Source organism: Cohaesibacter celericrescens (assembly GCF_002866925.1).
Lineage (GTDB): Bacteria > Pseudomonadota > Alphaproteobacteria > Rhizobiales > Cohaesibacteraceae > Cohaesibacter > Cohaesibacter celericrescens.
Window position 1 is genome coordinate 12,841 of sequence record NZ_PKUQ01000008.1, and the last position, 25,570, is coordinate 38,410.

22 protein-coding genes are annotated in these 25,570 nt (G+C 51.7%); 10 read left to right on the plus strand and 12 right to left on the minus strand.

Features of this window, described 5'->3' with window-relative positions; translation table 11 throughout:
* Window positions 1-128: 128 nt before the first annotated feature.
* Window positions 129-1,064, plus strand: a complete 936-nt coding sequence (locus tag C0081_RS04380) for a glucosamine kinase nucleotide-binding domain-containing protein (RefSeq protein ID WP_101532592.1) — start codon at window positions 129-131, stop codon at window positions 1,062-1,064.
* Between the two features lie 148 nt (window positions 1,065-1,212).
* On the opposite strand, the gene C0081_RS04385 is transcribed toward C0081_RS04380, so the two are convergent.
* From C0081_RS04385 to C0081_RS04395, 3 genes are all read right to left on the minus strand, one after another.
* Window positions 1,213-2,445, minus strand: coding sequence for a Hint domain-containing protein (locus tag C0081_RS04385; protein WP_101532593.1), 1,233 nt, complete (start codon window positions 2,443-2,445; stop codon window positions 1,213-1,215).
* Between the two features lie 184 nt (window positions 2,446-2,629).
* A complete protein-coding gene (locus tag C0081_RS23065) occupies window positions 2,630-2,974 on the minus strand; it encodes a hypothetical protein (RefSeq protein WP_146006402.1) in 345 nt (114 codons plus the stop codon).
* Between the two features lie 337 nt (window positions 2,975-3,311).
* Window positions 3,312-4,433: a DNA alkylation repair protein gene (locus C0081_RS04395; protein WP_101532595.1), complete on the minus strand. Its 1,122-nt coding sequence runs from the start codon at window positions 4,431-4,433 to the stop codon at window positions 3,312-3,314.
* A 209-nt stretch (window positions 4,434-4,642) separates the two neighbouring features.
* On the opposite strand from C0081_RS04395, the gene nagA reads away from it, so the two are divergent.
* Window positions 4,643-5,803, plus strand: a complete 1,161-nt coding sequence (gene nagA, locus C0081_RS04400; protein ID WP_101532596.1) for an N-acetylglucosamine-6-phosphate deacetylase — start codon at window positions 4,643-4,645, stop codon at window positions 5,801-5,803.
* Window positions 5,804-6,153: 350 nt separating this feature from the next.
* Here nagA and C0081_RS04405 read toward each other — a convergent pair whose 3' ends face one another.
* Window positions 6,154-7,014, minus strand: coding sequence for an SDR family oxidoreductase (locus C0081_RS04405; RefSeq protein WP_101532597.1), 861 nt, complete (start codon window positions 7,012-7,014; stop codon window positions 6,154-6,156).
* A gap of 116 nt (window positions 7,015-7,130) precedes the next feature.
* Between C0081_RS04405 and C0081_RS04410 the strand changes: the two genes are divergently transcribed.
* A complete protein-coding gene (locus C0081_RS04410; protein WP_101532598.1) occupies window positions 7,131-8,036 on the plus strand; it encodes a LysR family transcriptional regulator in 906 nt (301 codons plus the stop codon).
* A gap of 54 nt (window positions 8,037-8,090) precedes the next feature.
* On the opposite strand, the gene C0081_RS04415 is transcribed toward C0081_RS04410, so the two are convergent.
* The 7 genes from C0081_RS04415 to C0081_RS04450 form a co-directional block, all read right to left on the minus strand.
* Window positions 8,091-9,530 carry an NAD(P)(+) transhydrogenase (Re/Si-specific) subunit beta gene (locus tag C0081_RS04415; RefSeq protein ID WP_101532599.1) on the minus strand — a complete coding sequence of 480 codons (1,440 nt, stop codon included), beginning with the start codon at window positions 9,528-9,530 and terminating at the stop codon, window positions 8,091-8,093.
* A gap of 13 nt (window positions 9,531-9,543) precedes the next feature.
* On the minus strand, window positions 9,544-11,115 hold the full coding sequence (locus C0081_RS04420; protein ID WP_101532696.1) for a Re/Si-specific NAD(P)(+) transhydrogenase subunit alpha: 1,572 nt from the start codon (window positions 11,113-11,115) through the stop codon (window positions 9,544-9,546).
* Between the two features lie 536 nt (window positions 11,116-11,651).
* The gene (locus C0081_RS04430) at window positions 11,652-12,659 is read right to left on the minus strand and encodes a glucokinase (protein WP_210200389.1); all 1,008 of its coding nucleotides are present in this window, start codon (window positions 12,657-12,659) and stop codon (window positions 11,652-11,654) included.
* A 291-nt stretch (window positions 12,660-12,950) separates the two neighbouring features.
* Window positions 12,951-13,502 carry a biotin transporter BioY gene (locus tag C0081_RS04435; RefSeq protein WP_101532601.1) on the minus strand — a complete coding sequence of 184 codons (552 nt, stop codon included), beginning with the start codon at window positions 13,500-13,502 and terminating at the stop codon, window positions 12,951-12,953.
* 39 nt (window positions 13,503-13,541) lie between these two features.
* Entirely contained in the window at window positions 13,542-14,162 is a 621-nt protein-coding gene (locus tag C0081_RS04440) for an energy-coupling factor transporter transmembrane component T family protein (RefSeq protein ID WP_101532602.1), read from the minus strand.
* On the minus strand, window positions 14,162-15,025 hold the full coding sequence (locus C0081_RS04445; RefSeq protein WP_101532698.1) for an energy-coupling factor ABC transporter ATP-binding protein: 864 nt from the start codon (window positions 15,023-15,025) through the stop codon (window positions 14,162-14,164). Before C0081_RS04445 ends, C0081_RS04440 begins: the two co-directional genes overlap by 1 nt.
* A gap of 159 nt (window positions 15,026-15,184) precedes the next feature.
* A complete protein-coding gene (locus C0081_RS04450; protein ID WP_101532603.1) occupies window positions 15,185-17,086 on the minus strand; it encodes an acyl-CoA synthetase in 1,902 nt (633 codons plus the stop codon).
* Window positions 17,087-17,455: 369 nt separating this feature from the next.
* Here C0081_RS04450 and C0081_RS04455 point away from each other — a divergent pair, with 369 nt between their 5' ends.
* Complete coding sequence (locus C0081_RS04455) at window positions 17,456-17,758, plus strand: metal-sensing transcriptional repressor (protein ID WP_101532604.1); 303 nt, start codon at window positions 17,456-17,458, stop codon at window positions 17,756-17,758.
* 8 nt (window positions 17,759-17,766) lie between these two features.
* Complete coding sequence (locus C0081_RS04460) at window positions 17,767-19,095, plus strand: MFS transporter (protein ID WP_101532605.1); 1,329 nt, start codon at window positions 17,767-17,769, stop codon at window positions 19,093-19,095.
* Window positions 19,096-19,109: 14 nt separating this feature from the next.
* On the opposite strand, the gene C0081_RS04465 is transcribed toward C0081_RS04460, so the two are convergent.
* Window positions 19,110-19,955, minus strand: a complete 846-nt coding sequence (locus C0081_RS04465; protein WP_101532606.1) for a sugar phosphate isomerase/epimerase family protein — start codon at window positions 19,953-19,955, stop codon at window positions 19,110-19,112.
* Window positions 19,956-20,111: 156 nt separating this feature from the next.
* Here C0081_RS04465 and C0081_RS04470 point away from each other — a divergent pair, with 156 nt between their 5' ends.
* The 5 genes from C0081_RS04470 to C0081_RS04490 all read left to right on the plus strand — a co-directional run bounded on the left by C0081_RS04470 (window position 20,112) and on the right by C0081_RS04490 (window position 25,509).
* Window positions 20,112-20,747 carry a LysE family translocator gene (locus C0081_RS04470; RefSeq protein WP_101532607.1) on the plus strand — a complete coding sequence of 212 codons (636 nt, stop codon included), beginning with the start codon at window positions 20,112-20,114 and terminating at the stop codon, window positions 20,745-20,747.
* Between the two features lie 268 nt (window positions 20,748-21,015).
* Window positions 21,016-22,491, plus strand: coding sequence for a UbiA family prenyltransferase (locus C0081_RS04475; RefSeq protein WP_101532608.1), 1,476 nt, complete (start codon window positions 21,016-21,018; stop codon window positions 22,489-22,491).
* Between the two features lie 10 nt (window positions 22,492-22,501).
* Window positions 22,502-23,830 (plus strand): FAD-binding oxidoreductase, encoded by a 1,329-nt coding sequence (locus C0081_RS04480; protein ID WP_101532609.1) that lies wholly within the window; start codon window positions 22,502-22,504, stop codon window positions 23,828-23,830.
* 174 nt (window positions 23,831-24,004) lie between these two features.
* Window positions 24,005-24,487, plus strand: a complete 483-nt coding sequence (locus tag C0081_RS04485) for a DMT family transporter (RefSeq protein ID WP_101532610.1) — start codon at window positions 24,005-24,007, stop codon at window positions 24,485-24,487.
* Window positions 24,487-25,509: an NAD-dependent epimerase/dehydratase family protein gene (locus C0081_RS04490; protein WP_101532611.1), complete on the plus strand. Its 1,023-nt coding sequence runs from the start codon at window positions 24,487-24,489 to the stop codon at window positions 25,507-25,509. Before C0081_RS04485 ends, C0081_RS04490 begins: the two co-directional genes overlap by 1 nt.
* Window positions 25,510-25,570 lie beyond the last annotated feature (61 nt).

Sequence of the window (25,570 nt, forward strand, 5' to 3'; positions counted from 1 at the left end):
ACCCAGCATGACCAATGGAGTTGTTGCAATTGTTTTGAATTGGTATTGTACTGGTCAAGTGACGTAAACCGCTCGTTTGGGACATTGGCACTCTAGCGGGACATGCTCTAAATGGATGAGGCTAAGCCATGAAGGACACTGACACTCTCTATGTTGGCATCGACGGAGGCGGAACAAACTGTCGGGGTCGTCTGCGCGATGGTGCTGGGAAGCTTTTGGGGGAAGCCGTTGCAGGACCCGCCAACACACGGTTGGGCATTGCCCAAGCCCGCCAACAAGTGATCAAGGTTGCTCGGGACACCCTTTTGGATGCTGGTTTGGGCGACGATGCGTTGGCTCGATGTCATGTGGGTGCAGGGTTGGCGGGGCTGCATATCCTTGCGGACAAAGAAGCCTTTCTTGATTGGAAACACCCCTTTTTAAGCCTCAAAGTTGCCAGCGATGCCCGCATTGCTTGTCTGGGCGCCCATGATGGCGCGCTGGACGGTGGCATCATGATTATTGGTACCGGCAGTTGCGGCTATGGACTGATAGAAGGAAAATCGATCAATGTGGGCGGCTGGGGCTTTGCCCTGTCTGATGGTGCAAGTGGCGCACGCGTTGGCTATTTAGCCCTGCGCTATGCCATTGCGGCGCAAGATGGTATTTACGATTCCAGCTCCATGACCGACCATATTATGTTCCAGTTCAAATATAGCCCAGAAGAAATGGTGCTCTGGTCGGCTCAGGCCAAACCGGCTGATTACGCAGAATTTGCACGGATTGTCGTTGAGTATGCAGACAAAAACGACCCCGTGGCGCTCAACCTCATGGAACAATGCGGCTCGGAAGCCCAAGCGATTTTGCGGGCCCTTGCTTGCCGCGGCATCACCCGCATCGCCTTGATGGGGGGCTTTGCCGAATTTGTGGAGCCATGGTTGTCAGCGGATGTGGCAGCTTTGCTGGTGCCGCGCAAATACGATGCCCGCGACGGCGCAATTCTGCTTGCCGGAGGCCATCTGCAACCGCTCACTCCCACCTATGAACAAGATATGGGCCACAAAGACCGCTTCGGCAACAATTGAGAAGAACAAGGTGCGCCGCTCGGTGCTCCTTATTTCAAGGTCGACTCTGCGGACTTTCCAGACCTTCGTCCAGTTCGCACCAATGACCGCTTAGCTAAAAAAGAAAGGCGAGAGTTTCCCGCCTTGTTTTTTGCATTCGGACTAGATCCTAGTGAACCGTCACTTTTTTGGCTTTTGATGCTTTGCGTGCATTTGCTTCTGCAGCGCGGCGTTGCTTACGGCTCATTGTCCGTCTGGGTTTACTTGGCGTTCGCGCACCGTCTCGCATTGATAGCGGTACATTGGCGGGTGCTGCCTGAATAACCGCTGGGTTTCTTGAAATGGCAGCATCTGGCAAGTTGGGAAATCTTGGCATTGGCATTTGAGGGCCAACCGCTTCCCATTCACCAACTTGGTAAACGTGCGAGAGTGTCGTGGCCGAACGCTGCAAGATGTAATCTTCTGGTTTTGGCAGCTTGGAGTTATTCGTCCAGCGGAATGGCATCTTAGGCCCGTCGATGCTGGCTTTGATATAGCCGTCCTCTGTCAGCATTCCTCCACGCGCATAGATAATCTCTTCAATGGAGATATCTTCCCCGTCTTCATTGATGAAACGGGTACCAAGGCGAAGCTGGCCAACCTCTGACACCTTTACGCGGCCATCGGGTTGGCTTTCCCCAATGATGGCATGAATGAAGCGGTCACCAATGGAACCAAGGGGACAGCCAGTGGCAGCGCGTATTTTGCTGCCATCTTTCATGACCAGTGCCCCATCAGAGCGCAGAATATCCATGATTGGTACATGCTGGCCTTCAAACTCACCATCACCACACAATGTAACGTGGCCGGGAGTAACCATCAGGCCATGGACATCAAGGATTTGTTTTGCTGTGTTTGTGAAAGTCTGTGTTACACGGCCGGGTTTGAGATTGCCATCTTTGTCGTATGAAAGCACCCAATCTTCTGGCTCAACTTCCTCAATCGGTTTTTCTGAACCGTCCGCCATCGTGATGGGGGTGCCCGCGAGAAAGCACTTGGGCGGTGGTACGGAGTATCCGTTTTGAGGTAACTCTAGGTTTCGGGTGCCGAGTATTGCGATACCGTATGGCTTAGATGGTGTCCAAGGTGGCAAAACTGCATCGACTACATGAAGGCCAAGCGTTAAAATATTTCCATTCAGGCTTCTGTGTGTCGACCATAGAGGGTAAAAATCATACTGGTCGATGGGCTTATGAATGCTTTGTGACCAGCTGCCGTCTACTATGGTAGCTTTGCCATTAACGACGGCAACATTGACTGTCACATCAGCAACAAATCCGCCAATTGTCTCAGATTCTGCTCCACGAAACTGCGCACCAACTTTGTTTAAGTTTACGGTATGGTTTCCATCAGGAAGACTCATACTTCCGATTCGCGAATTAAGGCTAGGAATCTCCGAAGCAGACAGGTTTTCTCGCAAGTTCGATATGTTTACAGCGATACCTTGTCCACTTCCAGCCATATAACGGCTTAGTGTTCCTTCATTCGACAAATGATTTACCTGATATAGGCTCTCACCATTTACCACAACCCAGTTTCCACTCATATTAACCTCTGCATTTAAGAGAATACCCAACCAAATCAGAATTATTTATTTTGAATGAAAAAAATTTTATACTTGGATATACGTTGACTGAAGTTGAAATCAATTCAATTTCTTCTGATATTATATTAGAATTGATTTGATAGTGTTGAGAATCAAAAAAAACAATATTTGATACTATTCTTTCAAATTTTCGTTCAGGGCATTTTCTTAGAAATAAATCAGAAGTTTCTTTTTGAGCAATGGAAATTGCTGTTTTCTCATTTAGTTGTTCCAGTCCAATGAATTTAACTGAAATGAAAAGCAAGAGGACGCAGCTAATTAAAAATGTTGTTTTTATTAAGCTCATACCCCCCCCCTCTTGCACAATGTCCCAACACGAAACGCCTTATAAGAGCAACGTTATCATTAACAACCGTGCTGTGGAAGAAAAATGTCGCGTTGCTCAGCACCTCATTTAACACCATTAGGAGTAGTACTAAAAAACACCCGCCAACTGTCGCGATTGACGCTTGTTCAATGAACACTGCCAACGCCTTTATATCAACGCCCAGAAGCGTTAAGTGTTCCTAGAAGCAGCCGTCGGAACACTATGCAACATCGGTCGACTTGGGCTCAAAGCTGACCTTCATTGTTATAACAATCAGCGCCCTCTCCCTATGCCCCTCGAGCCAAAGCCTCCCCCGTCACACGAACAGTATAAAGGGCTCATAGCCAAATTCAGTGCCGTTGATGCGTAGGGAGAGCGCATGGGGGCCTGCGTAATAGGTGCGGGTTGTAATCGGCCGGATGGCGTGCGAGCGCGACAGGACCAGCCGTTCTCCCGGTTTCAACTGCATCTGTTTCCATTTGAACACCTTGGGCGCGAGCGTGCCATTGGCTTTTTTGAAATGCACCGCATAATCAATGACAATTTTCTGACTGCTCTTGGCTTTTGACTGCAAGACAACATTGAACGCCAGCGTGCCACCAAGGGACACTTGTGGCGTGTCGATGGTCACGATCGGGGGATTTATGATCGCAGGCAAAACACCAAAGGCTTTCATCACGTCAGGATGCCCCTGTTTGATCAATGTCCGGCAGGCATGGCGGATGAGTTTTTGGCGCGGTGCAGCGGCACCCTCCATCCAGTCATGAGCAATCCGTGCCACCAAATCGGCATGATCTTTGGCAATATCATTGATGTGGTTGGCCACAGACCGGCGCACATAGTCTTCTGGGTCGTCCCGCAGAGTAGTCAAAACAGGCAAGGTCGGAGTGGGATCTTCAACCAATTGTTTGAGCTGCATACCCCAAGGCAGTCTGGGGCGGGTTCCCTCTGACGCCAGCCGCCGCACATGGATATTTTCATCCCTTGCCCACGGGGTCATGATGGCCAATGCACGGGCTTGATCTGCCTCCAGATAGGGGCGGACATCAAATTCCGCTGTGCCGCGCTTGGTCATTTCTTTAAGCAGTGCCATAGAGCCTTCAAAATCGGCCAATCCGTGATGCCCGACAACCATCGTCAACGGCCACAAACCCCAGCCAGAAATGCCTTTTTCATCGCTTGGTTTTCCCGCCTGATCAATCGGATCGGGGTGTAGCATTGCAGCAAGGACGGCATTGCGATGGGGCAATTGGCTGGGCAATGCGACATGCAGCGCATCAGAAATCAGTTTGATGCGTTGTTTGAGTTCCAGCGAAGGAAGTGCGTCCAATATCGGTTGTGTGAAGGCGTCCTTGTCTACGCCTTCCAGATGCCGCGCCAGATGCATCGCAATGTAGCCGACCACTTCAGGAGACACGCTGTTTTTAAAAGGTTCCATCGTTTATTCCTTCGCCTCAAGAAAATTCAGGGTCGTGCGCCGATTGCAAATCCGGATTTACGTCTCCATCCATTAGCGCGAAACACATCTGACATACAGGGGAATTCATTGCCCTGACAAAGACCAGCCTTGCGTTCGTCAATTGAGGCACGCATGCTGTTATGATAGCCAAGAGACAGATACGCCTCACGTGCAAATGGAATCGCCCAATGAAACAGATCCTCCTTCATGCTCGCCTGTTTGACGGCAACCAATTCCACGCGGGCAAAGCCGTGACGCTTGACGAGGGGCTGATCGACGCAATTGTCGATCAGCACGGATCGGTTGGCGGTTATGAACTGCATGACCTGACAGGGTTGGTGCTTGCACCGGGGTTTGTTGACACGCAGGTCAACGGCGGCGGCGGTGTGATGCTGGACGGGGAAACCAGCCTTGAAGGCCTTGAGACAATTACCGACGCGCATCGATGCTTTGGCACCACCACCATGTTACCAACCCTGATCAGTGACCAATGGCCGGCCATGCAGCATGTGTCCGATTTGATCAAACAAGCCCATCGTCATTGGGGCGAGAACAGCTCGCTGGCCGCGATTAAGGGTGTGCATTTTGAAGGGCCCTATCTCAACACGGCGCGCAAGGGTGTGCATCTGGGCAGCAACATTCGACCGGTTGATGAGGGGGCGCTTGATCTGCTGTCTCATCCCGATTTGGGCGTTCGACTTATCACCGTTGCACCGGAAAAAGTCGGGCCGGCATTTGTGCGTGATCTGACCAAGCGCGGCGCATTGGTCTCGGCGGGGCACACTGCCGGAAGCTATCAAGATATCGCGTTGGCGTTGCGCAACGGCCTGCGCGGCTTCACCCATCTTTATAATGCTATGAGCCCCTTGGGCAGTCGCGAACCCGGCGTGGTTGGGGCAGCTCTGGACGATGAAGCCAGCTGGTGCGGAATGATCGTCGACGGCTTCCATGTGCATCCTGCGTCCATGCGGCTGGCCATCAAATCCAAGCCACGCGGCAAGATCTTTTTGGTCACCGACGCCATGGCCTCGGTCGGCGCGAAAGACAAAAGCTTTATGCTGAACGACCAGACGATTCAGGCCAAAGACGGTAAATGTCAGCTCAATGACAGCACACTTGCCGGGTCTGATTTGGACATGATCGGTGCCGTGCGCAATGTGGTTGAGCTGCTTGGTTTACCCCTGTCCGAAGCGTTGCGTATGGCCTCGTCATATCCGGCGGCCTTCATGCGCATGGATACGTCGCTGGGGTCTGTAGCTCCCGGGTTTGTAGCTGATCTGGTGGCTTTTGATCCGGTTGGCTGGCGCGTCAAACACACATGGATCAACGGCTATCACCGCGCTCACTAGGGTCATATCGCCATAGAGGTCAGTGGCTTGTGGGATGGCGATACTCTGTGCCTTGATGGCGCTCTTAACAAACAGATTCAAATGCGTTGATTCAAGACATTCTAACTTAAAGCTTTGATTCAACCTGTATTCTGGTGCCGTTAAAGTACTTTAAGAGGGTTCAATTTGGCGAGTCATTTCAATGGGATGGCCGCGTCTTTGAATGAACCGATTCATGAGTGACGCGCCTGCTTCATGTGGTGATTCAAATAGCTCAGATAATGAATCTGGTTCCCAAAGGCACAAATAAGCACCGGTCTCCTCGTTCAGGAAACCGGTGCATTTTCTTCACGTATCAGAGGCAATCGGTGTTAGACCGTAGACAATGCGTTCCTGATGCTGTCGGCGATGGGTGTGGTTGGGCGGCCGATCAAGCGCGACAGTGTCTTGCTAGAATCGGTCAACCAACCCGATTTGATGGCCGCATCGGCATCGGCAAGCATCGCAGCAAAGCCTTCTGGCAGACCAGCCCCGATGAGAGCATTGGTCAGATCCTGCTGCGGCATATCAATATAAGAGACCTGCTTTCCCGAGACGCTGGCAACCACTGCGGCATACTCGGACAAGGAGAATTCTTCGTCCCCTGCCAGCTCATAAATCTTACCGGCCTGGTCCTCATTGCTAAGCAGGACAGCAGCCGCGGCGGCGGCATAGTCCGAGCGGGAGGCCGTAGCTATTCGGCCCTCACCTGCATGACCGATGACAGCGCCATGTTGCAAAACCGGCGCCAGATTTTCGGTGTAATTCTCGCTGTACCAACCGTTGCGCAGGAGCACAGCAGGCACGCCGGATGCGGCGATCAGCGCTTCGGTTTCCTTGTGCTCACGGGCAAGCATGATCGGCGAGACATCGGTCCGAAGGATGGAGGTATAAGCGAGCAATTGGACGCCATTGGCTTTGGCCGCATTGATGACGCTAGCATGCTGAGGGGTTCGCTGGCCGACGGCGCTGGACGAAATCAACAGCAGCTTGTCGACATCCTTCAACGCTTCGGCATAGCTCTCTGGCAGCTCATAATCAGCTGTGCGCACAGTGACACCCAGTGCGGCAAAATCTGCGACAGTGTCTGCATTCCGCACCAATGCGATGATGTTGGAAGGGGCTGTCTGGTTGAGGAGAGACTTGATAACGAGGCGGCCCAACTGGCCGGAGGCACCGGTTACTGCAATCATGATAATGTCCTTTCATGTGGCTGGTCTCGCCAGCTCAATGGTGTTTGCTTGACCGGAATATGCCCATTGTGCTTTGTTCCCACTAGACGACTTATTCAGAATTGAAAGTTCGGTAAATGAGTACAATAGGAGTTCAGCATCTAAAACCTCTGGCGATCTTTTCTTCTGTCGTGGATGAAGGAAGCTTTGCCGGAGCGGCTAGGACACTGCGCACCAGTCGGTCTCGGGTATCGGAGCAGATAACCCAGTTGGAAGAAGATCTCGGCGTTCGCCTTTTGCAGCGATCAACGCGCAAACTATCCCTAACGGAAGAGGGTCGCCGCATCTATGAGAAGGCCCGTACGCTTTCGCGGGTGCTGGAAGAAACACACGAGATCGCATCGCAAGAAAAACCATCGGGTCGCGTTTCCATCACCACTCCGCATGATATAGGCGTGTCGCAATTGCTCCCTGCCCTTGCTTCGTTTCGCAATCGGTATCCTGATGTCGTGCTGGACATTATCCTAAACGACAACCGCCTTGACCTAATCCAAGAAGGCATCGATATGGCCTTGCGCGTTGGTTTGCCAAAAGACGACAGCCTGATTGGTCGGGTGTTGTATGAGGAAAGCTTTTCGCTGTTCGCCAGTCCAGATTATTTAGCTGCCAACGGCACTCCAACAACCGTGCAAGAGCTTGCCAAGCATCGCTGGATTTGCCTCACCCATGTCAGTCCGCGCGGCGTTCACCAGCTCTATCGCGATGACGAGCTCACGACGCTACAGTCAAGCCAATTTGAGGTCTGCAACTCCCCACTGATGATGATACGGATGGCTTTGGCGAATATGGGGATCGCGCAAATATTCCCTTCCACAATCCGCCAAGAGCTTGCCAGAGGGCAACTGGTCCCTGTAATGCCCGAACTCAAAGGCCCAAGCATGCTGTTCTCGCTCGTCTATCCATCACGCAAGCAAATGCCGCTGCGGACTCGCGCCTTGATTGATCATTTGATGTCAGCAGATATGTTTGAAGACCGTCCCTAACAAAAAACGCCCGACCAATGGCCGGACGTTTTATCACTTCAAATAGCGCACAGATTACTTGATCTGTTCCAACAATTTGTTGAGGCTCTCTTTGGCATCGCCATAGAACATGCGGGTGTTTTCTTTGTAGAAGAGTGGGTTTTCGATGCCGGAATAACCGGTACCCTGACCACGCTTGGATACAAAGACCTGCTTGGCTTTCCAACATTCAAGCACTGGCATACCAGCGATTGGGGAGTTTGGATCATCCTGAGCGGCCGGATTGACGATGTCGTTGGAACCGATAACGATGGCAACATCCGTTGTAGGGAAGTCATCGTTGATCTCATCCATTTCCATCACGATGTCATAAGGCACCTTGGCTTCTGCCAATAGCACGTTCATGTGACCGGGAAGACGACCAGCCACCGGATGGATAGCGAAGCGCACTTCTTTGCCTTGCGCACGCAAGCGTTTGGTCAATTCGGACACAGCCTGCTGAGCCTGAGCAACAGCGAGCCCGTAACCCGGAATAATGATGACGCTGTCAGCTTCTTCCAAAGCAGACACAACACCGTCCGCATCGATAGCAATCATCTCACCAGAGATTTCCTGCGCTGGACCGCCTGCGCCACCAAAACCGCCAAGGATAACCGAGACGAACTGACGGTTCATAGCCTTACACATGATGTAAGACAGGATCGCACCAGAAGAGCCCACCAGAGCGCCGGTAACGATCAGCAGATCGTTGCCAAGGGTGAAGCCGATAGCCGCAGCTGCCCAACCGGAATAGGAGTTGAGCATGGAAACCACGACGGGCATATCTGCACCACCGATGCCCATGATCAAATGCCAGCCGATGAGACCTGCAAGCAGGGTGACCACAAGCATTGTCCAGATACCGGATCCCATCACGAACATGATACCGAGAACCAGACAAGCAATCGCCATCACAGCATTCAAAGCGTGACCACCAGGCCATTGTTTTGGCTTGCCGTCGATTTTGCCAGCCAACTTGCCAAAGGCAACAATAGAGCCAGTGAAGGTAATCGCGCCGATGAAGATGCCAAGGAAGACTTCTACTTTGAGAATGGAGATCTCAGTAACCGTCTTTTGAGCCAAATGTTCGGCAAAACCAGCCAGATGTGCAACGTCTGCACCCGAGGCTTTGAGACCCATGACGTGCTGCAACTCAAGTTCAGCATTCAGACCGATGAAGACAGCAGCCAGACCGACAAAAGAGTGCAACGCGGCCACAAGCTGTGGCATTTCCGTCATTTCAACACGACGAGCGACTTCATAACCAGCATAGGCGCCAATGGCCACAGCAGGAACAAGAAGCCAGTAGTTACCGAGGCCAGGACCAAAGATGGTGCCAACAACAGCAACACCCATACCGATGATACCGAACCAGACGGCGCGTTTTGCGTTCTCCTGGTTGGACAAGCCACCCAGTGAGAGAATGAAGAGAACAGCAGCAGAGATATAGGCTGCGGAAACAATACCGATAGACATAGTCTCTGCTCCTTTAAGATTTCTGGAACATGGCAAGCATCCGGCGCGTAACCAGGAAGCCACCAACGATGTTGATCGTCGCAATCAGAATCGAGATGCCCGAAAGGACCATCACGAGCCAACTGCCAGAACCAACCTGCAACAATGCGCCGAGGATCACGATGCCGGAAATAGCATTGGTGACCGCCATCAGCGGTGTATGCAGCGCATGAGAAACGCTCCAGATAACCTGGAAGCCGATGAAGCATGCAAGCGCAAAGACGATGAAGTGGCTCATGAAGCTGGCAGGAGCGTAGGCACCAATCAACAACATGAACAAGCCGCCACCGGCCAGCAATTTGATCTGGCTGAGGGTATTTGCCTTGAAGGCCGCTGCTTCTGCAGCTTTCTTCTCTTCGGGTGTCAGTTGCTTGACTTCTTTTTTGGGCTGAGCCGCAATCGCTTTGATTTTTGGTGGTGGAGGCGGGAACGTAATTTCGCCTTCGAATGTCACCGTCGATCCGCGGATCACATCGTCTTCCATGTCATGCTTGATTTGACCGTCCTTTTCAGGGGTCAGGTCGGTCATCATGTGACGGATGTTGGAAGAATAAAGCTCTGACGATTGGTTGGCCATACGAGACGGGAAGTCTGTGTAGCCCACAATGGTCACGCCATTATCGGTCACAATCTTCTTGTCTTTTACGGTCAGTTTGCAGTTGCCGCCTTTTTCCGCTGCCAAATCGACAATCACAGAACCGGTTTTCATGGCCGCAACCATGTCTTCGGTCCAGAGCTCGGGTGCCTCACGATTGGGGATCAGCGCGGTGGTGATGACGATATCGATTTCAGGAGCTAGCTCGCGGAACTTGGCAAGCTGGGCTTCGCGGAATTCAGGCGAAGACACAGATGCATAACCACCAGTGGAGGCTCCGTCCTGCTGTTCTTCCTCAAAATCAAGATATACAAATTCGGCGCCCATGGATTCAACTTGCTCAGCCACTTCAGGGCGAACGTCAAATGCATAAGTTACGGCACCGAGTGCCACAGATGTACCCAGAGCAGCCAGTCCAGCAACACCGGCACCAACAACCAAAACCTTTGCAGGAGGAACTTTACCCGCGGCGGTGATCTGACCCGTAAAGAAGCGACCAAAATTGTTGCCGGCTTCGATTACAGAACGATAACCAGCTATGTTGGCCATGGAAGACAGCGCATCCATCTTCTGGGCGCGCGAAATACGCGGCACCATTTCCATAGCGATAACGTTGGCACCGGCAGCTTTGGCTGCATCCATGCCTTCTTGGTTGGCCGCAGGGTTGAAGAATGAAATTAGCGTTTTGTCTTTTGCCAGATACTTCAGTTCAGTTTCCTGAGGCTGACGAACCTTGGCGACAATATCAGCCGTTTCCCAGAGGATGTCCGCTCCGGACACAATCTCAACGCCGGCTTCAACGTAGGCAGCATCCGAAAACCCGGCCAGAACCCCGGCTCCGGTTTCGAGGATGCAGTCATATCCCAATTTCTGGAGCAGTTTCGCTGAAGACGGCGTCATCGCAACGCGTGCTTCCCCGATATACTGCTCTTTAGGTGTCCCTATCTTCACGACAGACTCCCTTCTACACACAAGTTCATGCCCCATAAGCAGGCGGGGCGAATTTCCTCGGCCCTATAGTGCAGACCAAAGACCAATTGCCAAGTCTTGCTTGTGGATCACCTGCGCTTTCCAGTGCATGAAACAATGGAAACTGGACCAAAGGCGGCTTCTTTGCTGCCCCTGCGTCAATTTGCGTGGGTAAAACCACCAAGAAAAACGGATTTTTTTCCAACCGATGAAAAGTTACAGCCATCTTCTTACCAACATTTAGCCATAAGGCGAACTAAAACGGTTTATTCGAAAATTTACACCGGAAAATTACGTTATGAAGTCGACTAACTATTTGACTTTGGACATTTTCTGGCTCTGCACGCCTCTCGAATTGAAGTTTGATGCATGCGAATCATTTCAATCGCAACCACTTACGCCTCCACGCTACTTTGTGGTTCATAAATGGAGGTTTCTGGATTAGCATCAGGGCTGCGGATCACGACTGCCAAGGCCAATAACATGCCGCAACGTCCCTATCACCGGTAGACGTGACGCTATTTCATAGTTGGATCATAAGTCATGGCGTTGATCGCGCCTTGCAGGCCAAAATTGCTGTTTCGGTAAAGATAGATCGGAATATTGACCCGGAACTTGGTGTGGCGTCCGCCTTGATTGAAGCCTGCAAGAAATGCGGGGCGTTTGAAGATCCACTCGTTCTTGAGCAGAACACCCCCGGTCAGGAACACACCGCCATAGGCCGAAATATACAAAGCAAGATCACCTGCAACCGCACCAAGATGGTGACAAAACATGTCAACCGCACGAACGGCCAGACTGTTGCCATCTGTACGAGCGACATCAAAAATGTCACGCGCGGACATCTCTGTTGGCTCACGTCCGTTGAGCAATTCCAGAGCCTTCATCAAATAAGGCATACCCGTACCAGAGACGATGGCTTCGGCTTCAAGAGCGAGACATTTGTTCTCATCCATCTGGGTTTCGGGCCAAAGCTCGGCCAGTTTGGTAAAGATGTCGACTTCTTCTATTGTGTGGGGCGCAATGCGTACATGCCCGCCTTCCCCTTGAAGAACTTCAGGTTGTTCACCAGCCCATGCCAAGGTGCCGACTCCAAGGCCTGTGCCCGGGCCGACAATCAGGCGGGGTTGGGTTGGGGCTGGTGGCGTGCGCAGTGGAGCGGGTAGCTCACCTTGAATCTGCGTCAGGTCATCGGGTTCAGCGGTGACTAACGACCAAGCCGCGGCTTCAAAATCATTCAGGATTCGCGCTTTTTGCGCCCCTGCTGCCACCACCAGATCAGACTCGGAAAACCCCTGTTGGCCCGCATTGGTCAGGGTTACATAGCCATTCTGAATCACACCTGCTGCGGCCACTTCCAAATAACGAGGAGCCGACCCAACCTTATCCACAAAAGCGCGCACAGCTTCGGTCAAATGCAGTTGTCCCGTTGTCTCAAAAGTCTGTTGCTCTTTGATGCGACCTTCAACGGCAACGGCCAGACGCATATTGGTACCACCAACATCGGCAACCAGATCCCACAGCATGACGTTTCCTCTCACAATCTACCCTCGGGTGACTTTTTTGACGTTTCTGCCAAACTACTAGAGCTATGAATTATTTTCATCCTAAAAATAAAACAAGCTGTTTGTCGTGGAGGCAGCTATTCGTCAAATGCAGAGTTCGGGTGATTTTTGTATCCGGTTGGTGTGTCCAATGCACACAGGCAGTCACTCGACAGCTTGCAAAAGAAGTGACAAATGCAGCTTTCTAGTGCACCAGAAAAGGCCCTCAGAAAATCCGAGACCCTTTTGCTTTCTTGTTCGTTACCTAGCGGATTAACGCTGAGCGCGCGACAAAAGGGCATTAGGACGCGCCTTGGCGATGCCTTGGGTGATAAAACCGGCGATGATGGCTTTGACAATATCGCCCGGAATATAGATAAGCGACCCGATCAATGCTTCCTTAGCACTCAACTTTGTGTTGATTGTCAGGCCAAGCACCCCCAGAGAATAGAGTACGATAATCCCGCCCAGAATAGATGCAACGGCAGCAATCAAGAACAAATTGCCAGAACGCCACTTTTCCATAACCAGACCAGTAACAAAAGCAGCGATTGGCCAGCCAAGCAGGAAGCCTGCGGTTGGGCCCTGTATGATACCGAGACCACCGCGTCCACCGGATAGAAGCGGAAAGCCAATGATCACCAAAACAATAAGAAGAAGAGCTGCGAGCCCCCCGCGCTTGGCACCCAAGATGGTACCAGCCAGCATAACCCCGAGCGTTTGTGCCGTAACCGGAACGCCAATTGGCGTGGGAATTGGCGGCAGAAACCCCAGCGCAGCGATCAATGCTGCAAACAGAGCTATATAGGCAATTTGACGTTCCATTCCAGTTTCTTCCTTATGGTTCATATTTCGCGTATTTGTTTATTTCTTGATTTCTTCAGCGGAACTCAGGCCTCCGCGTGCCCTCAAGGCGTCTGCGACGTAGTCAGCGTCATCAAGCGCACCTAGAGCAAGAGGAACCAACAAACGCGGACTGGCGCGTTTGGCGGATCGGGCCCGCCACGCCTCATTTAAAAGCTCTCCCTTTTTGAGGAAAACTGGCGTGAAGCGAATGACAAGTCCCATAGCCAACCCGAGTGTACGAGGAGGGAGACCCACGCGATGTAGCGGTTTGGAGAGGGTTTCAACCACCGCCATCATGTCATCCAACCGCGAGGTCATTGTCACAAGGTTGGCCAAACTCACCATGGCAAACAGCTTGAGAGAAATAGTCAGTCCCTCTTCGATCCGCCCAGTGACCACATGATAGATAAAAATGAGACCAACCAAATATACCAGCGGCTTTAGTCTGGTAATGCCCACTTGGGCGAATGCCCAGCCAGCAGTCAAATAGAGCGCCGCGACTGTAGCCATCGCGGCCAAGGCTATCATCCAGTTGGTCACGGGCAGCATCAACAGAGTAGCAAGACAGAGCAATCCCAGCTTGAGTGGCACCGGTAACTTGTGCATCCAGCTTTTGGTCTCGACCGTCAGCGACAGCATCAGATATCTCCCCGCGCAGTGTCCAATACCAGATTGCCGCCCAGGATCGGATCATCCACGTGCACAAAGGCTTCCATGGCTTCCCGATAAGCGGGCAACACTTCGGTCGGCGTGCCGTCGCCCATCAGGGAGCCTTTTTCGAGCCAAATAATCCGATCAAAAGAAGCAAGATGATCAATATCATGGGTCACAAGCAGCACTTGTTGATCCAGCTTGTCCAGCCAGTCAAACAGGCGACGCGACGTAGGCCAGTCCAGCCCAGCGAAAGGCTCATCCAAAAAAATGACCTTGGGCTCCATCGCCAAAACAGCCATCAAACAGACCAGATGGCGCTGGCCCTGTGACAATGTAAAAGTGCCACGCTCGGCCCATTCCGAGCGACCAAAGGCCTTGAGGAACGCTTTTGCTTTCTCTCGCGCCTGCTTTTTATCGCCGCACAGGCTTTCCAGCCCGAAGGCGATTTCTTCTTCGACTGTGGGGAAAATGATCTGATGATCTGGGTTCTGAAAAATAAGCCCAATGGTACGGATAGCGGCAGCGCGGTCTTTATAGACATCCACCCCATGAATGCGAATATTGCCATCAGTTGGCGCAACGAGGCCGGACATCAAGCGCGACAAGGTCGATTTGCCCGAGCCGTTGCGCCCGATCAACCCGATCCGTCGCTCTGTCAATTTTAAGGACAGATTGTCGAAAAACGGCGTGCCGTCCAGCTTGTGCGAAAGATTGCTCACGACGATGCCTGCGTCGTTCAATGCTTCGCTTGCGTCTGGAATATGGTCAGCGATGGTTTTTCTCCCGCTTCTTACCGGTGGATACCGGACTCGACAAAAGTTGGATAAGCCATACCCAAGATCGCGCATAAAAACCAGCACGCCAAAGCCTCAAACGCCGTCTATAAGGCGATGTATGTGGAGAAAATGCCGCAGCTCAGAGCTTCACACCGCTGCTTGCTCTTGTTCTCGTAAAAAGAGGGCCGGTCGGCCCTCAACTTTGTTTCGCCTTAAAGCGTGTAACTTGCCCTACTGGTCCTGCTGCCATTGCCATGGGCGTGTGAACTGGCCCAACGCATGGCTGAGCGCCTCTTTGTCCACATTGTTCGAATTGCGCAGTTCTGCAACGAGGCCTCGTTTTTTATCCTCAATTACCCTGACAACTTCGGTGTCGAACCCCTTTTCAACCAGCACCTCGTTATAAACGCGACTGATGGCGAGCTTCCGTAAATCGGGTTTGAAGACTTTTCCAACCGCCGTCTTGGGTAACTCAGGCAGCACTTCAATATGTTTGGGAATAGCCGCGCGTTCATGAATGTGCCGCTTGGCATAGATGAGCAAGTCTTCTGCATCGACATTTGTACCGTCTACAAGTTCGACATAGGCGCAAGGCAACTCGCCGGCGTGGGCATCAGGCTGACCGATGGCCCCAACAAAGGCCACCGACGGATGCCCTGCCAGTGCTTCTTCAATTTCAGCGGGATCAATATTGTGCCCACCGCGAATGATCAAATCTTTGGCGCGGCCTGTAATCCAGAGGTAACCATCCTCATCCAGACGCCCCAAATCTCCGGTTCGCAGATAAAGATCATGGTGAAAGAGGTCATGGTTTTTATCGAGCTCTGTATAAGTCGAACCTGTCAGCACACCCGGGCTATCAATACAGATTTCACCAACTTCATCGGTTGCACATTCGACAGGCCCGTCTTTGGTGTGCTCCAGAATTTTAACCGTCGTATAGGGAAACGGAAGGCCGACAGACCCGACCTTTTTGGGGCCATCAGATGGATTGCATGACACCAGACAGGTGGCTTCGGTTAGACCATAGCCTTCCAGAATATTTACACCGGTTGCTTTTTCAAACCGGCGATACAACTCAAGTGGCAATGGCGCAGAGCCGGAAAATGCTGTTTTTACGCTGGAAACGTCAGCATCCACAGGGCGCTGCATCAAAGCCGAAAGGGCGGTTGGCACCGTGATAATAAAAGAGATTTGCCAGCGCTCGATCAATTTCCAGAAATTATCAAACACCCCGTCGCCGCGATAGCCCTTGGGTGTCGGAAAGACACCATGCGCTCCAGAGGCCAGCATCGACATGACAATCACATGGCACGCAAAGACGTGGAACAAAGGCAACGGACACATGATATTGTCATCATGACTGAACATCAACCTTGAGCCGACCCAGCCATTATAAAGCATGCCAGAATAAGTGTGTTGCGCCACTTTGGGCATACCCGTCGTTCCGCCTGTATGGAAATAAGCGGCAACACGATCTTCTTGCTCGTCCTCATAGGTTAGTCGATCAGACGGCTGTTTGCTCATCTCTTTGTTAAAACTGAGAATGTCGGCGTGATGCATCGCCGCGCGCGGATTTTTGGGCCGGATCAAGGGGATGATCATTTTCTTTATCCCCGTCACATAACGCAGCAGATCCACTTCTAGAATCGTCTGCACACGCGGCGCATGCCTAACCGCTTCGGCAACCTTCTCGGCAACATCCGTTTGGGGAAAGGCTCGCAACGTGACCACAACACGAGCATTGGTTTCGCGCAAGATGGCGGCGATTTGCTCGGTTTCAAGCATAGGATTGATGGGGCTGACAATACCGGCGACCATGCCACCGAGCATGGTGATCAGTGTCTCATTGCTATTGGGCAGAATATACGCAACGACATCATCCTGACCGACACCCAACTTTCGAAACAAATTGGCAGCCTGGGTCACTTTGCCCTTCAACTGCACCCAGGTCAGAGTTTCAGCCCTGTCAGTCGCCCCAGAGAATAGTTGAAAAGAAACAGCCTTGTGATCGGGATAGCATTGGGTTGTGCGTGACAATTGCCCATAAATGGTGACAGGCACATCACGCCCCTCGTAGGGCTTATCATTTTCTATCGCAAGACAGTCTTCCCGCGTGGCAAATCGGACCATGCATTCCTCCCCGTGAGCGCGCCTCTTGTTTTGGCCCTTTTTTATTATTCGCCGCTCTGTTTAAAATAGGCTGGCAATGGTTTTGGGGCAAGGCACTGGTTCCTCGCTGAGCACTATAAATGTTGACGTTACGTAAAATGGAGCCAGACTTTGGTCTAAAATCAACAACCATTAGATCAAATATATGCCTATGGTTTGAGGTCTGATGAATGCGACAAGCAGTAACATAGATTGTTCTGGTGTCATTATATCTCAGTTCTTGTTGGTGCATCTTGCGGCGCAGGACCACTGATTTGAGTTTTCCAAATACGCATTTCACAGGAGGTTTCCGTACTTTACCCATCCCCCCAGGGGGGATATGATGTCATCATGACCGATGAATCAAATGACGACCATTCGCACCTCCACATCCACGCCAGTCATCCTGCTATCACCAAGCGATTAAAGCGCGCTTCAGGGCACCTGTCGCATGTGATTGAGATGATTGAGACCCATGCGGGCTGTACAGACATTGCACAACAATTACACGCTGTGGAGAAGGCCATCACCAATGCCAAGCGCGTGCTGATTCAGGATCACATTGATCATTGCCTGGAAGGCTCTGTGGAGGCAGATGATGCCACACGCTCAGCCACCCTTGCCGATTTTAAAACCATCGCCAAATATCTGTAGGCACCCGCATGTTAGAAATTTTGAAAATTCGAAGTTTCCGTCATTTGTTTATGGCGCAAATTGTTGCTTTGCTAGGCACGGGGCTTGCCACAGTTGCGCTTGGGCTGTTGGCCTATGATCTGTCAGGGCAAGACGCCGGTATGGTGCTGGGCATCGTGTTTGGCATCAAAATGGTGGCCTATGTGGGCATTGCACCAGTGGCAGGTGCCTTTGCCAATTATGTCCCACGCAGAACCCTGTTGGTTGCTCTGGATTGTGTGCGGGGTTTTATTGCCTGCCTGCTGCCCTTTGTCGGTGAGGTTTGGCAAATATTTGTGCTGATTTTTGTGATGCAAGCAGCCTCGGCGGCGTTCACGCCGACATTTCAAGCCACTCTGCCCGACATCCTGCCAGAAGAGAAAGACTATACGCGTGCGTTGTCACTCTCTCGTCTGGCCTATGATCTGGAAAGCATCATCACCCCGACGCTGGCCGCCTTTGTGCTGATCTTTGCCAGCTATCATGCGCTTTTTTATGGCACAGCGATCGGCTTCATCGGATCAGGCCTGTTGATTGTATCGGTTCTGCTGCCCTCCCCTGCACCCGACAGTAAACGGCGCTCGGTTTATGAACGGACCACACGCGGCATACGCATCTATTTTGCAACCCCCAGACTTCGCGGATTGTTGGCGCTTTGTATGGTGGTTGCCTCAATAGGGGCGATGGTTCTTGTCAATACCGTGGTGCTTGTGCAGTCCGAACTGGGATTGGATGCCGTTTATGTCGCCTATACATTGGGCGCTTTTGGTGGCGGTTCCATGCTGGTGGCGCTGGTGATGCCCCGCCTGTTGGATCATTTACCCGACCGGCAAATGATGCTGACAGGTGCAAGCATAATGGTTGCGACGCTTGCTGCCCTATTTATTGTTTCAGGGGCGGGTCATTTCAGCTGGTTGTCGTTGCTCGTCAGCTGGGTTTTTGTCGGAGCCGGATATTCTGCGGTTCTGACCCCTTCGGGTCGTTTGTTACAGCGGTCCTCCCACAAGGAAGACCGCCCCGCACTTTATGCGGCGCAGTTTGCCCTGTCTCACGCCTGTTGGCTGATCAGCTATCCGCTTTCAGGCTTTCTGCAAACCCGATTTGGCATGGATGTTACGCTCGGAGTGTTGTCTTTGATCGGATTTATAAGTCTGGTGGCGGCATCGCGGATTTGGCCTGCCAAAGCCAAACGCGATCTTTACCACACCCATCCCGATCTGCCCGACAATCATCCACATCTTGAAGGTAGTGATCACACCAAAGGACACAGCCACACCTATGTGATTGATGATTATCACACCCAGTGGCCGCATCGCTAAGGCGTTGGTTCACACTATTGGGCAAGGCCTAGGCTTTGCAGTCGGGCAACCGTTTGTGGCAACTGCTCCTTACGGTCCCGAACTTCGAGTATAAGGCGAGGTGTCGCGCTGATGTCGGCCAATGCCTTGAATACCCCACCCCACGGCACGGTTCCTTCACCGGGATGCCAGTGGCGGTCTGCATAGCCATCGGCATCCTGTAGATGGACATGGCCAAGAAGGCTTCCCGCTGTATAAATGAAGTCGGCAACCGGCGGCGCCTTGAACTGGCCATGGGCAAAATGGGCATGTCCCGTATCGATCGAGACTTTCAGCATCGGGCTCTTGATTGCCTTGACCAAAGAGTTGCGCAAGCTTGGGTCTGAATCGGCCACATTTTCGAGCATCAAACAACACCCGATCTGTTCGGCACGATTGAGAACTGGCGCCAGCGTATTGGCGGCGGCCTCGATCATCTCATCGCGCATGGAAGGAAATGTCATGGAATTGAGCGTATGGAACATGTTGAACGGGCTATGCACCACCATGTGGGTTGCACCAAGTCNCACCATGTGGGTTGCACCAAGTCTCTCGCATTTATTGATTGCGTCGAGCAGACGCACCATCACCACATTCTGAACCAACGGATCAGGAGAGCCCAAATCGAGCCCCAGAAACGGGCCATGTATACCGAACACACCACCAAAGCCATCAAGCAACTGCGCATAGGCATCGATCAGGGCATCCTGATCGTCATCCAACACATCGACCCTGCTAAAATCTTGCAGTTCCAGCGTGCGATTCTTTTCAAAAATCCAATCTTTGAGAGAGACAACGTCTTTGTATGACAGGGCAGCGCCCAGAATTGGCAGAGTGGACATGAAGTTTCCTTTGGTCTTTGAGATGGTCGTAAATGCAGAAGCAATCTCTGTTTATATCAGCGGATATGAAGCTTTGAATAAACCGCGCCGCAAAAGCGCGATTGCACAGCACCAATTCGGTGTTTATCCTTAACATCACAAACAAGGAGATGCCGAATGATCTGGTCAGAAATACTCACGTTTGCCTTTGTTGCCTCATTGCTGGTTATGTCTCCGGGGCCGAACGGGGTGCTGATAGCAAAAACCGTGCCCACATCGGGAAAAACAGCGGGTTTTTCCAATGTGGCTGGTTTCGTTACGGCCTTTTATTTGCATGGTACCCTGTCGGTTCTTGGTATTTCTTTTATTTTGGTCCAATCCGCAACCGCCTTTACCATCGTCAAACTGCTTGGGGCCACCTATTTGGTCTGGATAGGCATCAAAGCGTTGATCGCGGCCTTCAAAGGCATTGAAACAAAGACCGTGGCTCCGGCAAAAAAACGCCAAAATCACGTCAGAGCCTATATTGAAGGCTTCCTCACAAGCATGCTCAACCCCAAAGTATCCCTGTTTTATCTGGCGGCATTTCCCCAGTTCATCTCTTCTTCGGACAATGTCATGATGTCATCGCTGCTATTGGTGTCGTTGCACGCGGCCATCAATGCAGTCTGGTTCTCGGCCATGGTATTGGTGATGTCCCGTTTAACCACACTGTCTAGCAGCGGCACATTCCAACGCGCGCTCAAGGCTGTTACGGGCGTCGCGTTTATCGGCTTCGGGCTTAAGCTGGCCTCCTACAAACCGGCGATCTAACTCTAGCCATCATCGTTGTTCATTTGTCTTATTACCCGGCAACAAGGCTTCAAAACCACACCTGTTAGGCAAAAGTATAAAGGGCACAACGATCAATCAGAGCGTTTATTTTTTTGAAACCATATGTGTTCATCACCGGTAAACCATACCTTTCGCAAAATTGCGACTAGGGTGTTGTTAACCATCATTCTAGAAGGTCGATTAGGATTTTTTTGGCAGACTGCGCAGCAGGTAAGAAAATTCCTTAAACGCGGACAGATTTGCAGTCATGAAATCCACTCAAGCAGCAAGGCGGATGGCATCATCAGCGCAAGCGCCTGACTCACGTCCGCTATGTGTCGATCTCGATGGCTCCCTGATCAGGTCTGATCTGCTGTATGAGTCGATATTGCTTCTGGTTCGAGCCAATTTCTTCAGTTTGTTTTTGCTTCCTTTGTGGTTGATGCGCGGCAAAGCGCATTTGAAGATGCAGATTGCGCGCCGTGTCCAACCCGACGTGCGTCTATTGCCCTACCGGCTGCATGTGTTGGAGATGCTGAAAGAAGAAAAAGCAAAAGGCCGCAAGATTATACTTGTGACGGCCTCTCCTCTCAGCTTTGCGCGCGCAGTGGCCGATCATCTGGGATTTTTCGATGCTGTTGAGGCAAGCTCTACGACACTCAATCTGTCGGGCCAAAACAAAGCAGACCATCTAACAGATGCCTATGGCAAAGGCGGCTTTGATTATTTGGGCAATGGTGGTGCAGATTATCCAGTCTGGGACGAGGCACGCTATGCTCTCATCGTCGGACGCGACGCTGCCGCCTTGCGGTATGCCAACAATGAGCATGCCCGCTACATCGCAGGCACCGGCACAAAAAAGCCAACATGGCAGATTTGGGGCAAGGCCATTCGGGTGCATCAGTGGCTCAAGAATTCACTTCTGTTTGTTCCTGCAATCCTCTCTAGCGAGCAGGTCAGTCTGGGTGATTTTCCGGCCTTGGTGATCGCATTCCTGTCCTTCTCACTGTGCTCTTCCAGTGTCTATCTGCTCAATGACCTGCTTGATATTGAAGCAGATCGCAAGCATCGCAGCAAATTTGCGCGTCCTATTGCTGCCGGTCTCATATCTCCTCCCAAAGCCATTATTGCGGCGGGCCTGTTCATCATATTGGCCTTTGCCTTGTCGCTGGTGTTGCCTTGGCAGTTTACGGCCGCTCTGGGCACCTATTTGGCGACAACTTCCGCCTATAGCCTTTATCTCAAGCGCCTACTGCTCATCGACATCATAACTTTGGCAGGCCTGTTTGCCATTCGCGTTTTAGCCGGAGCAGAAGCAATCGCCAGTCCCATTTCGACTTGGTTGCTGGCGTTCTGCATGTTCTTTTTCTTATCGTTGGCCATGGTCAAACGCTTTGTCGAACTTAACCAACAAATGGCGGGTGTCGGACGTAAAGATACCGGGCGTGGCTATCAGCTTGCCGACTTGGAGACGCTGGCACAAGGCGGCATTGCTTCGGGCTTTGCATCGGTTGTGGTGCTGGCCCTGTTTATTGATTCTCCCCAGATGGTGGAAAATTATCCCCATCCAGAGATGATCTGGCTTGTTTGCCCGCTGGTGCTGTATCTGGTTGTCCGGATCTGGATTCTGGCGCGGCGCGAAGAGATGAATGACGATCCGGTGGTATTTCTGATGATCGACTGGCGCAGCCAGCTCATGATTGGCGCTGGAGCTGCCATCATGATTGTAGCGCAGATGCTCTAGGACCGATGACATGAGCGCACCGAACGACACCAACAGCTGGGGCCGAATCCTAACCCACAAAAGAACGGCAACCGACTTTTGTGCAGATCTATTGACCGATGCCGGTCATCCGGGTTCCGGTGATTATTTGCCTTTTGGCAATGGCCGGTCCTATGGGGATTCGTGCCACAATGATCAGGGAACCTTGATCGATTGTCGGAAACACACGCGTATCCTTTCATCGGATTTCGACGCTGGTATTCTACGCGCTCAAAGCGGATTGATGTTGGTTGATCTGCTGGATCAATTGAAAGAAACCGGCTGGTTTGTTCCTGTTGTACCAGGTACTAAATTTGTCACACTCGGCGGCATGGTTGCCAATGACATTCATGGCAAGAACCATGGTCATAGAGGCACCATTGGCTGCCACGTCAAACAGTTGTCTTTGTTACGCTCGGATGGTCAGTCAATGATTTGTTCGGCTGATCAAAACAACGAAATGTTCGCCGCCACCATCGGCGGCATGGGGCTGACCGGTTATATCGAATGGGTCGAACTTTCTCTGTTGCCCGTCTCCTCCCATCTGGTGCTGGAGACCAAAACCCCGTTTAATTGTCTCAACGACGGTCTAGCCCTTATAGCGCAGGATGACCAAGAGCATGAATATTCTGTCGCATGGATTGACTCTCTTGCGACCGGTAAACAACTGGGTCGCGGTATTCTGATCAGCGGCGATCACACCGAAGTTGAAACCGCCCCTCGCTATGGTATACCGCGTCTATCAGTGCCATTCACACCACCGGTTCCACTCGTGGCCGGACCGGCACTTGCGGCCTTTAACAAGCTGTATTATTGGCGCAATGCCAATCAACAAGAACCACATTTGGCCTCTCCCGACAGTTTTTTCTTTCCCCTTGATATGGTAGGCGGCTGGAACAGGCTTTATGGACCAGGTGGCTTGCATCAGCATCAATCTGCGCTACCGCTGGATCGAGGCGAGCAAAGTCTGCGCGCATTGCTGGAGACTTGCCAGAAAGCCGGACATGGTTCGTTTTTGACGGTTCTCAAACGCTTTGGTGCAAACCAGTCTCCGGGGCTGATGTCGTTTCCCACTGAAGGCTATACGCTGACGCTGGATTTCCCCAACAAGGGTGCCAAGACCTATGCTTTGTTGAATGCATTGGACGCCATTGTCCTGAAAGTTGGTGGCCGCATCAATCCCTATAAAGACTGCCGCATGAGCGCACAGACCTTCCGAACGGCCTTTCCAAACTGGCGTAGCTTGGAAGGCATGCGCGATCCGGCGATGATGAGCGACTTTTGGCGGCGCGTCAGCGTTGGGACAACGTCACAAACCTGAATTTTCAGAAATAGATCAAAATTGAATTTTTGTATTCACATCTGCTTAACCAGAGTTATGAACGCAAGATTCACGTCAGTCCTTTATATTTAAGAACAACAGCCAATATTCCTGAAAGATTAGGAAGCAGGCAGGTCAATAATTAAAAATCAGGCACCGAGTGACAGGACGACGATGACTTACTTGCCATTCATTCTCTTTACGGTCTTCACCAATGCCAGCGCTCAAATAATGATGAAGCAAGGCATGATGACGTTGGGTGATGTTGCACCGGTTGGGGGCATGACGGCTTTTGGATTGATTACGATGGTTTTCAAGATCATCTTTCATCCTTGGATTTTTGCTGGCCTGTGCACCTTTGTTATTTCGATGGCATCTCATCTTTATGTGCTTGGCAAGGTGGAGTTGTCTTTTGCATATCCCTTCCTGTCGCTAGCCTATGTCGGGGTGGTCATAGCCGCTTGGTGGTGGTTTGCAGAAGACCTGAATGTCTGGCGCATTGCCGGTATCGGCTTCATTTGCATTGGAACGGCACTGATTGCACAGGGCGGTTCAGACGACAGAGGCCAAAGCAAAAGTACAGAAAATCAAATTGGGTTGAATGAGAATGTGGTCGGGCAATTGTCCCATTCACACCGTCGCGAGGAGTTGGCATAATGAAGCATATTTTGTTTGGCGGTGACGGGTTTGTCGGGCACACACTGGCAGCCAAGCTTATATCCGAAGGCGAACATGTCATTGTTTGCGACATCAACAAAACGGATTATCCGCACTATAGCAATGCTCTGTGCAGATGGATGGAGCTCGACATTACCCAACCGGCACACTTTGAGCAGCTCGAGATCAACCCCGAAGATGCGGTTTATAATCTGGCAGCCAAGATGTTGAGCCCCATAGTCACCCGTGCAGAGCGCCATGGGCTTTTCTGGCCGGTCAACTATCATGGCGTAGTCAACATTCTGGAAGCCATGGACAAGGCTGGTGCCAAAAATCTGGTGCAGTTCACCACCGACATGATCTATGGCCATACCCAAAGCTTTCCCAAATATGAGGACCATCCAGTCGCTCCATTGGGTGAGTATGGCAAAAGCAAGCAGGCCACTGAGCAGTTAGCCGCTGACTGGCGCGCAGACAAAGGGTTCAACATTTCCCTACTTCGTCCTCGTCTCATCATTGGGCCGGGTCGTTTGGGCATCCTATCCAAATTGTTCAAGCTGGTTGATCTGAACCTACCCGTTCCCATGATCGGCTCTGGCAACAACCCTTATCAATTTATTTCTGTTTTTGACTGCGCTGACGCCGCTTACTGCGCGTGGAAAGCCGGCTTTCCCAATCAGGCTTACAATCTAGGATCCAGCAATCCACCGAGCGTGCGCAAATTGCTGGGACGATTGATCAAAGACGCCAAAAGCCAATCCTTTTTGATTCCGACACCGGGTTGGGCCGTCAAGCGTACGCTGGATGTGCTGGACTGGATGAATGTGCCGATCATGGATCCAGAACAATATTTGATAGCCGATGAGGACTGCTTGCTCGATTGCTCCAAAGGGGAGCGTGAGTTGGGCTGGAAAGCCCGTTTCTCGGACGACGACATGCTCGTGGCAGCCTATCGTGAGTATCGAAAAGCTAGGGACAACACCCCCCGCAAGCTAACCACGTCCATTCGAGTGGCAGAGTAAACATTGGTTTCGGAGCATGATGCCCTGCTTTTGCAAGCGCACCTGGCCCTCCCCCCAGACC